The 10837-nt window shown below is 38.0% G+C and carries 11 protein-coding genes; all 11 read right to left on the bottom strand.

Going from position 1 to position 10837, the window contains the following annotated elements; translation table 11 throughout:
* Nucleotides 1-1071 precede the first annotated feature (1071 nt).
* Nucleotides 1072-2685: a flagellin N-terminal helical domain-containing protein gene (locus GD441_RS17565; RefSeq protein WP_153126688.1), complete on the bottom strand. Its 1614-nt coding sequence runs from the start codon at nt 2683-2685 to the stop codon at nt 1072-1074.
* A 154-nt stretch (nt 2686-2839) separates the two neighbouring features.
* On the bottom strand, nt 2840-3076 hold the full coding sequence (csrA, locus tag GD441_RS12050; protein WP_153126687.1) for a carbon storage regulator CsrA: 237 nt from the start codon (nt 3074-3076) through the stop codon (nt 2840-2842).
* A 2-nt stretch (nt 3077-3078) separates the two neighbouring features.
* A complete protein-coding gene (gene fliW, locus GD441_RS12045) occupies nt 3079-3525 on the bottom strand; it encodes a flagellar assembly protein FliW (RefSeq protein ID WP_153126686.1) in 447 nt (148 codons plus the stop codon).
* Nucleotides 3526-3537: 12 nt separating this feature from the next.
* Nucleotides 3538-4101, bottom strand: coding sequence for a DUF6470 family protein (locus GD441_RS12040; protein WP_153126685.1), 564 nt, complete (start codon nt 4099-4101; stop codon nt 3538-3540).
* 157 nt (nt 4102-4258) lie between these two features.
* Entirely contained in the window at nt 4259-5119 is an 861-nt protein-coding gene (gene flgL / locus GD441_RS12035) for a flagellar hook-associated protein FlgL (RefSeq protein ID WP_153126684.1), read from the bottom strand.
* A gap of 22 nt (nt 5120-5141) precedes the next feature.
* Nucleotides 5142-6776: a flagellar hook-associated protein FlgK gene (flgK, locus tag GD441_RS12030; protein ID WP_153126683.1), complete on the bottom strand. Its 1635-nt coding sequence runs from the start codon at nt 6774-6776 to the stop codon at nt 5142-5144.
* Nucleotides 6777-6809: 33 nt separating this feature from the next.
* The gene (locus GD441_RS12025) at nt 6810-7304 is read right to left on the bottom strand and encodes a flagellar protein FlgN (RefSeq protein ID WP_153126682.1); all 495 of its coding nucleotides are present in this window, start codon (nt 7302-7304) and stop codon (nt 6810-6812) included.
* Between the two features lie 167 nt (nt 7305-7471).
* Complete coding sequence (gene flgM, locus GD441_RS12020; protein ID WP_153126681.1) at nt 7472-7738, bottom strand: flagellar biosynthesis anti-sigma factor FlgM; 267 nt, start codon at nt 7736-7738, stop codon at nt 7472-7474.
* 151 nt (nt 7739-7889) lie between these two features.
* Complete coding sequence (locus tag GD441_RS12015; protein ID WP_153126680.1) at nt 7890-8309, bottom strand: TIGR03826 family flagellar region protein; 420 nt, start codon at nt 8307-8309, stop codon at nt 7890-7892.
* Nucleotides 8310-8553: 244 nt separating this feature from the next.
* Nucleotides 8554-9261 carry a ComF family protein gene (locus GD441_RS12010; protein WP_153126679.1) on the bottom strand — a complete coding sequence of 236 codons (708 nt, stop codon included), beginning with the start codon at nt 9259-9261 and terminating at the stop codon, nt 8554-8556.
* A complete protein-coding gene (locus tag GD441_RS12005; protein WP_276567790.1) occupies nt 9254-10726 on the bottom strand; it encodes an ATP-dependent helicase ComFA in 1473 nt (490 codons plus the stop codon). The genes GD441_RS12010 and GD441_RS12005 overlap by 8 nt, the downstream gene beginning before the upstream one ends.
* Between the last annotated feature and the right edge of the window lie 111 nt (nt 10727-10837).

The following is a 10837-nucleotide window of genomic DNA, read 5'->3' as shown; positions in this document are numbered from 1 at the left end:
TGTTCCCTTCGCCCTTGATGGCCGTATCGCAACCTTTTTCGACTGTTTGTCAAGAGCGATTGCGGACTTGGCTATTCCTGAAATCCTGGCGGAGATGCCTAGAACTAGTTTTTCATAGAACTTTTGACACTACCTTTTTTAACAATTCTTTGATTTAGATGACGGATCACTAAGCATCACAAAAAGACTAAACAATCGTAAAAAGCTCGTTTATTTAACTCCACATATTTTTTTGTACCTGCAAAATTACCCCTTAGATGAACTACTCGTTTTACAATCACATATACATAAACACTTTGGAATCAAATTTAAGATTAATAGAAGACCGGACGGATTTGGTTATGTTTTGAGACTTACAACTGTTCTAGAAAGTCTGGATTTTCTTCAACTAATTCTTCCCATAGCAAACAGTTGTCCAAATATGGAGTATAAATATGACTGGGATAAGAGATTTCAAATAGAGAAGGGAAAATTAGAAAAACAGTTTCCTAATTATCGAATAGTGTCTTCCGATTCAAGTCGATGGAGTAATTATACAGATGAAGAAATAGCAAAGTTAATTCATTACAAAAGAGAAGGAAAAACAGATAAACAAATAGCACTTGAATTAAACCGTACCTACTGGTCCATTGTTTACAAATTAAGAGAATTAAGAAAGGATGGCCTCCTGTAAGGAGAACCATCCTTTTTTGGACAGATTAACGAAGAAGTTGAAGAACTCCTTGTGGTTGTTGGTTGGCTTGCTTTGCCGCTGTACCTTTCGGTGACAGAATAGACTATATCTTCATCCTTAAATTATAAGGAGCCGGGCACTTCGAACGGCTGAGCCGCCCTACGGATTTCATCGTCATAGCGGTTGCCTTAGACGGTATATCCTAGTCGTTGAACCTTCTCCACTCTTTCGAGACAGGAGCTTGGCTGCTGATTATCCATTGTAAAATCTTCTTTATTTTTCACCTTCACGCCTACCGTTTCCAGTTACGTTGTGGTTAAAGAAGCTTTAGGAAGTTCCAGCAATTCACCCGGTTATACTCTTATCCGTTACCAGATAAGACGCCCTTCAAAATCAATTTATCTCAAGAGTTGCAAAACTCCCTGAGGCAATTGATTTGATTGAGCCAACATAGATTGTGCTGCTTGAGAAAGAATGTTGTTCTTCGTGAACTCCATCATTTCCTTCGCCATATCTACGTCACGGATACGAGACTCAGCAGCAGTTAAGTTCTCAGCAGATGTACCTAAGTTGTTGATTGTGTGCTCTAAACGGTTTTGAACAGCACCTAGTTTAGAACGCTCAGATGAAACAGTTTTGATTGCTGAATCAAGGGATTTTAATGCATTTTGTGCACCTGCAGCTGTTGAAATATCTACACCAGAAATTCCTAGAGCAGCAGAACGCATGTCATTAATACCAAAAGTTATTGTTTGGCCCTTATTAGCACCAATTTGGAAAGTCATTCCACCATTTCCTGATGCTTCTGTTTGAGCCTGGCTTAAGCCTAAGTCAGAAACAAATGTATTACCAGGTAAGTCACTTAAAGTAATTGGCCCAGTTTCACTAACAATTTCTAAACGTCCATCTTTTAAGGCATTTACTTTAACATCTGCAATAAACCCTGGGTCAGCTGATGTTGTTGCCCCAGCTGTTGAGTTTGCGCTATTAATAGCTGAATTAATATCAGTCTGTAACTGTGTAGCAACATCTGACATATCATCACCATTTGTTATATCTGCAGAAAGAGTAACTTCCATTGTCACTCCATTAATATTGGCAATAAATTTACTACCATTTGCTATTGTAGTACCATTATAAGTACTTGTACCTGTTGTTTCAGTAGCTCCTGCACCCATTACTTTATTATAAATACCAGTACCAGATGTTAGTGCAATTTTTGAATCCGTTCCAGTAGTACCACTTTGAAGTGTAATAACCCCTGCAGTATGGTAACCTGAAATATGAGCTACATTCTTACCTGATTGATCAATTGCTTCATTAATTTTGCTAACAATTAAATCAACTGCTTTTTGTCTAGAAGTATCATCTGTAGTTGCACCAATAATAATATTCTGTTCTTCAGAACTTAAGTTTTGCCAGTTAACCGTAATATCAGTACCATCAATGTTAATTACCTCTTGTTGGAAATCTGCAGCTGCTGTTCCTGCTGCATCAATAGCTGCCGCAGCTACTGAAGTACCTGCTGCTAATTTACCAACTATAGCACCTGTAGTAGTATTTTGACCAACTGAAGCACCTGCAGCAGATTTTAGATTTCCATTCAACAGCTTCTGAGTATTGAATTCAGTAGTATTACCAATACGATCAATCTCATCTTTTAATTGTTTTACTTCATCTTGTAATGCTTTACGGTCGTCTGCAGTGTTAGTTCCGTTTGCTGATTGGTCAGCTAGTTCACGCATACGTTGAAGGATTGCATGGGTCTCGTTCAATGCACCTTCAGCAGTTTGAATTAAAGAGATACCATCTTGTGCATTACGAGAAGCTTGCTCTAATCCGCGAACTTGTGCACGCATTTTTTCAGAGATTGCTAGACCTGCAGCGTCATCTCCTGCTCGGTTGATGCGAAGACCAGAAGATAATTTTTCTAAGTTTTTAGAAGCTGCGCCAGCGTTAGCGCCTAATTGGCGGTAAGTGTTTAGCGCTGAGATATTGTGATTAATTCTCATTGTCTTTTCCTCCTTGAGTATAAACCCACATCCATGTGGTTTTTCAATTTCGAATGGTTCCAAAGTCGGCCGCCGTTGTTACCAATTCGACTTACACTTTTAATATCGTCTATGCTTACAAATGTTTAATAGTTTTGGAGGAAATTTTTATTATTTAGTTTGTATGGTTTTTAAATAACTTCGATAGTTCTGAAAGGGAAGATTTTTTGGAATGAATCGCCTCATTGTTTTCCTTTTGAATAGTCAAATAAATCTCTTTTCGATGAATGTCCATAGTTCGAGGCGCGTTAATTCCTATTTTTACTTGTTCCCCATCAATTTCTAAAATCGTAATCTCAATATCGTCATTGATCATGATCGATTGATTTACTTTCCGACTAAGCACAAGCATGATTACCCCTCCTGTCCTATGGAGGATATTACTTTGTAAATTCGTTCTTTTGTTTTATATTCTGTTTTATTTAAAATAATTTGCTTGCCAATTTTTTTATTATGATTAATAACAACTGGAGCTTTTAAATTTGCTGTTGTGTTCTGGATGTTACTTTCAACGGTCAATATAACAAAGACAGCAATATCTTCTGCTTTTTGAACCTGTAGCTTTTCTTGTTCCTCTTTTTCTAAAATAAATTCATAATCAGGAAAAAAAGTAAAAGGATCTGCTATTATAAAGGCAATTTCAGCTTCTTTTGTAGATTGTAATATATAAAAAAAGCTGTTTTCAAAAGGCAATATTACGAATTGTTTATGTTCATTAAACCCTGGTATCCCTAAAGGAAATTCAACTATTTCCCACTCTTGTATTTCTAGTTCCCCGAAATACTTTGTTTGTAATTTCATATTTTCACCACTTTAATTAGTTAGATTTACATAATCTATTTTCAAGTCATTCCAACGTTCAATGTGTCCTGTTACCATTCCAGGATGGTATTCATGGATTGGTTTATTTAATCGTACATCTATATTAGGCTTATTTAGTTTCCAATCAATTTTGACTTCAGCAGGCCGATAGTTCGTTTTCACACTAAAATAGGATGGGATCCAACCAATATTAAATTGTTTTTCTGGTCTTTCGCCATTAATCTTTGCTTGAGAAGCAATCACATTTCCTTTGTTTTCAATTTTCATTAACTCTTGACCTTGTTGAGCTCTTCTTTCTAATCCAGCTAACCAGCTTTCATAACCATAATCTGCAAACTCTTCTGTTCTTTTAAATATACTTTTCAAATCCATATCTTCCCATGCTTTTGACTGGTCGATTGTAAGCTTCGCTGGAATCGTTTCTATGTTTAGTTCAGGCCTTGGCTGTTCAATAGTTTGTTGAGCCTTTGGCTGCTCGATTGTTTGTACTGGCTTTTGAATGTTCAATCCCAATTTTATAAAGGTAGATTCCATTCTAATTTGAGGAAGCTTCATATGTTGCACCTCTTTAATACTTCAATTTAGTAAAAAGGGGCTATCCAATAAGTCAAATTTTCGGCTTTTGGATGCCCCTTTTTATGTTCAAGAATATTGGTATATCAACATTCTTGAATTTCAATTTTTAATGAAGTTGCCCTTTTCGGACAGCCCCTTATCTTAAGAAATCCATTAACGTAGGCTGCATAATTCTAGCCCCTATACCTAACGCTGCACGATGTATGCTTTCTTGAGTCGTCATTTCGACTATTACTTTTTCAATGTCTATGTCTTCATTATCTGAAAGAATACGAGAAGAAAAAACTTCTTGACTCGACAATCTTTCTTCCATAAGTTCTACTCGGTTCTGTCTAGCACCAATATTTGCTCTAGCGGTAATAAAGTTATCTATATGCTTTTCCATTGAGGCAATGCTATCACCTAGTGAAGATGTATTATTGCTATTTAAATCATTTAATAGTTTGTCAATATCGGACATTAAGCCAGAATCCTGGAAGAGTGCTTTACCGGAAGTGTTTACTTGAATTTTAATTCCTTGGAATACTTCTAATTGAATATCTCCGTCTTGAAATCCAACTTCAGAAGGAGCTTGATTGGTTTCCAATCCATTAAAAATATATTTCCCTCCAACTTTAGTATCGCCTATGTTGGACAAATGTTCTTTTAGCTGAGCAACCTCAGTTGCAATATATTTTCTTTGATTTTCTTCAAGAGTACCGTTATTTCCTTGCACCACTAGCTCTCTTATTTTCTGTAGAGCTTGTATTCCTTTATCCAAAGCGTCATCTGTACTATCAATCCAGTTTTTCACTTCACCAATATTTCTTTGATATTGCTGAATTCTATTTAAATCTGTACGATATCCCATACCTTTCATAGCTACAACAGGATCATCGGAAGGTCTGTTAATCTTTTTTCCTGTCGATAGCTGATCCTGAAGCTTTCCAAGTCTACTAAAGCTACTGCTTAAATTTCGCAAAGTATTATTAGATAACATCGATTGAGTGACTCGCATAATCTCACCACTTTATTCTAGTTTATCTTCCTACTACACCCATACCGTTGATAATCTTATCAAGCATTTCATCTACTACCGTAATATTTCGGGCCGCTGCATTATAGGCATGTTGAAACTTAATCATATTCGTCATTTCTTCGTCTAAAGATACCGCACTAATTGATTGACGGTTATACTCTACTGATTCTCTTAATGTCGTAGAGTTCGCAGCATCCTTGGCAGCTGCTTGGGAATTCACACCGAGTTTTCCGATGATTCCGGAATAATAGGTGTCCATATTGCCTGTTAAATCTTTAGGGAAATTCGGATCTGCAATTTTCGATAAATAGTTATCGAAATTCTTTGTTTTTATCGATGCAAGTAATAAAGCATTCTCATTATCTCCAGACTTTCCGCCAGGCTGCAGAGCAGCTGCAATTAATGAAGGATCATTAATAATATTCTTGTTAACCTTAATTAATTGAGCATAATTTACACTTGAATCGTAATTAGCGTTAATATCTGCTGGTGGATCAATAACAAAGAAATTATCTGTTGATTGAGTGGCAGAGCCTAATGCGTATCCTTGTTTATGTATGGTGTTAAATTCCTTTGCAAACGCATACGTCATTTTATTCAATTGATCCACCATCGTTGGATAATATCCAAAATCATCCGTACCATCAGTATAACCATAGCTTTCAATTAATCCAGCTAGTTCTCCACCAAAGGAATAGTCCGTAATTGCTTTCCAAGTACCGTTGTTTTGACCGACTTCAAGAGCAGTTACAAGACCTTCCATGGTCTCGTAATCCTGGGTAGCCGCTTCATCTTTTATTCGAAGATGATTTGTTCCAATAATCCCCGAACCTTTTGTAACCGAGATTAATTGAACCGGTGGCGAGTAAGGGCTGCCATCCTTCTTGGCTAATTCAATGTTATAAAGTCCTTCGGCAATATCAGAAGGTTTACCGTAATTATTTGGAATAACCTTTGTTACTTTTATATTTATAATCTTGGAAAGGTCATCCACGAGCTTATCTCTTTCATCATACAAATCATTAGGCAGATATCCATGAGGTTCCACATCGGCTATTTGTGCATTTATACTGGAAATCTTATCAAGGATCGCATTAGCTTCCTTAACCTTCACATTAATTTCTTGGCCTATATCGTTTTGAATACGTGTTAATGAATTGTAATAGTAATTAAGGGTATCAGCGACCATTTGACCACTTGCAGCTACCACGTCGCGTGCCCCTGTGTTTTCAGTATGGGACGCTAAATCCTGCAATGAGTTCCAGAACTTTTCCATTGTACTATGTAGACCGCTGTCAGAAGGCTCATTCAGTACTTCTTCCATTTTTCTTAATGACTCGCTCAGTGATCCGTAGTAGCCCACTTTATTGTGTTCTCCGCGATACTGTATATCTAAAAAACTTTCTCTAATTCTTTGAATGCTACCTGCTTTTACCCCTGTTCCAATTTGACCCGGTATTTGCGGCCTATTTATAGAACCTGTTGGAAATTTTTCGGTTTGCTCAAAATTCACACGCTGACGAGAATACCCAGGTGTATTGGCGTTCGCAATATTATGTCCCGTAACGTAAAGAGCAGCTTGCTGGGTACTCATACCTCGGCGAGCTGTTTCTAATCCATGAAAGGTAGAAATCATTTTTGTTTCCCCCGATTTAATTTTCGTTTCATCTTATGCTTTCGAATCAAACATACTTTTCCCCGGCTTATTAGCGTTTAGAGTATGATTAGGTTTTTCGTAGTTATAAGCCTGTTCTTGAGGTCTCAGCATATCAAGCGTTACATTCACAAACTGCAGCGACTGATAAATCAGCTGCTGGTTAAGTTGATTGCGATTTTTTAAAATAAATAGCTCTTCGATCAGCTGCTCTCTCAACGAGATGAGCTTGTCTTTTAGGTCTTTAGGAGCGACTTCAATGCACTCTAGTAATGTGTAAGAGTCTTGCTCATAGCCACGTTCCTTCATATATTCCGCTACTTGTTTTTCACGTTCATTTTCTATCAGCTCAATGGCTTTTACATGCTTTTGTTCATCGTTTAAGAGGCTGTTGAGCCCTTCCATGTCGCCTACTTTCACAACCTCTGTTTTTCTGACTGCCAGTTCGTTCAGGCTTTTGTGCAGCTTAATTAATTTTTCAAGTGACGTGATTAGTTTTTCTGCAGACATGGCGGCTCCTCCTTGTTAAGTTGAATCTATATACGGCTTTTTATCGTCCTATATGCCTCTCAAAACGAGGGGCTGTCCAATAAGTCGAATTTTCGGCTTTTGGATGCCCCTTTTTATGTTCAAGATATGGATAGATCATCATTCTTGATTTTCAATTTTTAATGAAGTTACTTCTTAAAATAAAAATCGATAATCCCTTTTGCCGTTTCTTTTGGATTTAGCTTATACGTTCCGTTTTCGACTTGAAGCTTTAGTTCTTCTACTTTTGCTTGTCTCTGAGCTGGAATTTGTGAAGATTGCTGAAGCTCTTTTGCGGTTGAGGAGATTTCCACTTTATCAGATACGTTAAAAGAAGATTTCTTTGCCTCATCCAATTTGTTCATATGACGCTTATACGGATTTATTCCGGAAGATCCAATATTATTAATTTTCATATACATCCCTCACTTTCAACCGTCACCATTGTTCTTATTATTTATATCGGCAAGGTTGAGATTATTTTTATTTTTTCCCACAAAAAATTATTGACACATCTATCATAAAAATAAAACTGCATGGAATTTATATTCCACACAGTCCATACATTTAATCTCTCTCATCTTTTGTATAATACGTCGCTTTTCTCTCTCTTTCAAGTAATTCACGCTTTCTTGCTTCTTCCTTTTGAAAGCTGCTCAACTCGCTTCTAAGCAGTTCTGCACAGCTACCACAAAGCTTTCCTTCTTTAATGGTTGCCCCGCATTTTTCACATGGGTATCCGAGATTCGGAAACTGGGCAAGCTTTAAACGTCCGGTTTTAACAAACTTAATTAAAAGTTCCTCATCCACTCCAGTATCTTCTACAACCTGAGCCATAGTAGCGGTGCGGTTTTCTTTTTTACGAATATACTTATATACCATTTCGAAAATCTTTTCTTCCTCTTTAAAGCATGTATCGCAAACGTCACGAAATTTTGTTTGAACAAAAAGCTTGTCGCATTTTGGGCAGTTTGTCAGTTCACCCATATTTGTTCCCCCTTATTTTAATAGGAAAAAAGCGCCTGCTTAGCTCTAACGAAGAAATGTTCTTCTTCCGAAGAAGGTTTCATAGGAGAAGAATATTTTACACCACGAGCTGACGCTTAGATCAAGACATTTTTAACTCTTTTAAAATGTTTATTTTAGAAAAGAGTTTTTCTATACTATTCATTATATTATAGCAAGGGGTAAATTTTGGATGATTTTTTGAAACTTTTCTTAAAGTCTTGTCTTACCCACGCGCAATGGTGATGGATATAACTTTTTCAGCACCGGCAAGCTTTAAAACCTTTGCAGCATGGTGCAAGGTAGAGCCTGTTGTATAGATGTCGTCTAGAAGCAGGATTTTTTTTGCTGGGAGGGTTTCTGTCATTTCAAAGACTGCTGCATTTTGAAGCCGCTCTTGTCTTGTTTTTTTGGATTGCTTTTCAGAGTGTGTTCTTTTTAGCAAGACTTTATAGGGAAGATTTGCAACTTGGAGAAGCGCCTCTGTTTGGTTAAACCCACGTTCTTGAAGCCTTTCTTCGCTAAGTGGAATCGGAATGATTACATCATAATCAACCGTTTTTATGAATTGTCTTATTTTCTCTGAAAAAATTTCAGCTAGGGCATAATCACCGCGGTATTTGAATTTGGCCAATAGTTCTTGTAAGAAATCGTTATATTCATAAAATGAGTGGTTTTGATCAAGTACTCCTTTCCATGCTGGATCCTTCTCCCATCGCTGGCAGTCCGCACACATCCCATGATCGATATATTCTTTGGCAAGCTTTCGTAAAGACCTGCTGCATTTGAAGCATGTTTCTCCTTCGATTTGGACTAGCTTGCTTTGACAGCTTTCGCATATCGTTTGCTTTTGATCTGTGTAAAGTAGAGTTTCCCATGTGATTCTAGAAACCACATCGGACAAGCAAACATAACATCGTTCATTACTAAACATCGATCAACCCCCTCTTTTTTGCTTCAAGATTCATGGATTTTATATGCGATATGGCCTCTAGCATCGCTTCTGTTTTCCCATAATGAAAAAAAGTCACGTCTCCAATCGGGTGTCCGGCACTTCTGCCGACACGTCCTGCAATTTGCACAAGAGCACTCTCCGTAAAAATGTCCTCTTCCGCTCCAATGACAGCTACAGCTAGCTTTGGAATGGTAACGCCCCTTTCCAAAATGGTCGTAGTTAGCAGACCTAAAACCTTTCCCATCCGCAAGGCTTGGACCTTTTCTTTGCGTTTAGGATCTTCAGCGTGAACAGACAGTAGTTCAGGATACAGCTTTTGAAAAAGTGGAAGGTATTTTTCCATCTGCTCAATATTGCCAAAGAAGAGCAAGAAAGGTGTTTTGTTTTGAAGCCTTGTTTGGATCCAGTGGAAGATTGGTTTTGGGATTTTTCCTGTCGCGAGGGACTTTTTCCAATTGCCTGTCCATTTTAATGTAGGAACTGGGATCGGATGGCGATGGTAACGGGCTGGAATTTTAACACACTCAATGATTCCTTTTCTAGCTTGGTGTTGGATTTTTTGGGACGGTGTGGCTGTCAGATAAATGGTGGTGGAATGAGTTTTTTTTGCTTTCTCTACAGCAAATTGCAGTGACGCGTCTGAGGAAAAAGGAAAGGCATCTACTTCATCAATGATGACAACGTCGAAGGCTTGATAAAATCTTAAAAGCTGGTGAGTAGTCGTAATGACAAGCTGGGCAGGTAGGTGCTTTTCTTCGCTTCCACCGTATAGGGCAGCGATAGCTGTGTGTGGAAAAGCTTTTTTAATGCGGGGAGCTAGTTCGAGCACGACATCTGTTCGTGGTGTTGCAATGCATACTGTTTTGCCATTTTGAAGGGCTTGGTCCATTCCTTGGAACAATACCTCTGTTTTACCCGCACCGCATACAGCCCAAACAAGGAGTGTCTTCTTGCTATGCACAACATCTAAAACTGCCTGCGACGCGCTTTGTTGCCCCTCAGATAGCTTACCATCCCATGAAAGCGGGTTTTGCTGTGGCTTATGGTGCAGGGGTGGCCCTGTCCAAACGTAGAGCTTGGAACATAGGGTTATTTTTCCCATCATGATACAGTTTCTGCAGTACACACATTGCTTTCCGCAGCGTGCGCAAGGGAAGGAATAAAAATGATGTTTTCTGCTGGTTCCACAGCGGCTACATTGGAATTGTTTTTTTGATGATAAAGTTTTTTCTGTTAGACCAGGTATGAAGCCTACATATCCATGTTCGAAATGTTCGTCAATCTCTTTTGAGGAAAAGGGAATTTCGTCCATCAATAATTTTTTACCATAAAGAATCTGCTGGAGTTCCTGAGAAAAAGAGAATTGGGGGTTAAATTCTTTGGTGATCGCGATTGGGGTGATCCATTTATCGTCTGAAAGCAAAGAAGAAATGTATGGAAGCAAGCGTGTACCTCCTTTTTAGGTTTGTTGAGGAAAAAATGTTAATGGGCATATGAAAACCCAAAGTGATTCAGTAAGACCTTACTCCCCCTTTTATGGAGTCTTTTGTTCAAG

Source organism: Peribacillus tepidiphilus, assembly GCF_009466385.1.
Taxonomy (GTDB): Bacteria; Bacillota; Bacilli; order Bacillales; family DSM-1321; genus Bacillus_BN; species Bacillus_BN tepidiphilus.
This window is presented reverse-complemented; position numbering and strand designations above follow the sequence as displayed.

Excerpts from the sequence above, each read along its gene's own strand:
- flgM (WP_153126681.1), bottom strand. The coding sequence starts at position 7,738 with ATGAAAATTAATAATATTGGATCTTCCGGAATAAATCCGTATAAGCGT.
- fliW (WP_153126686.1), bottom strand. The coding sequence starts at position 3,525 with ATGAAATTACAAACAAAGTATTTCGGGGAACTAGAAATACAAGAGTGG.
- GD441_RS12010 (WP_153126679.1), bottom strand. The coding sequence starts at position 9,261 with ATGTTTAGTAATGAACGATGTTATGTTTGCTTGTCCGATGTGGTTTCT.
- flgL (WP_153126684.1), bottom strand. The coding sequence starts at position 5,119 with ATGCGAGTCACTCAATCGATGTTATCTAATAATACTTTGCGAAATTTA.
- GD441_RS17565 (WP_153126688.1), bottom strand. The coding sequence starts at position 2,685 with ATGAGAATTAATCACAATATCTCAGCGCTAAACACTTACCGCCAATTA.
- GD441_RS12015 (WP_153126680.1), bottom strand. The coding sequence starts at position 8,309 with ATGGGTGAACTGACAAACTGCCCAAAATGCGACAAGCTTTTTGTTCAA.
- flgK (WP_153126683.1), bottom strand. The coding sequence starts at position 6,776 with ATGATTTCTACCTTTCATGGATTAGAAACAGCTCGCCGAGGTATGAGT.
- GD441_RS12040 (WP_153126685.1), bottom strand. The coding sequence starts at position 4,101 with ATGAAGCTTCCTCAAATTAGAATGGAATCTACCTTTATAAAATTGGGA.
- csrA (WP_153126687.1), bottom strand. The coding sequence starts at position 3,076 with ATGCTTGTGCTTAGTCGGAAAGTAAATCAATCGATCATGATCAATGAC.
- GD441_RS12025 (WP_153126682.1), bottom strand. The coding sequence starts at position 7,304 with ATGTCTGCAGAAAAACTAATCACGTCACTTGAAAAATTAATTAAGCTG.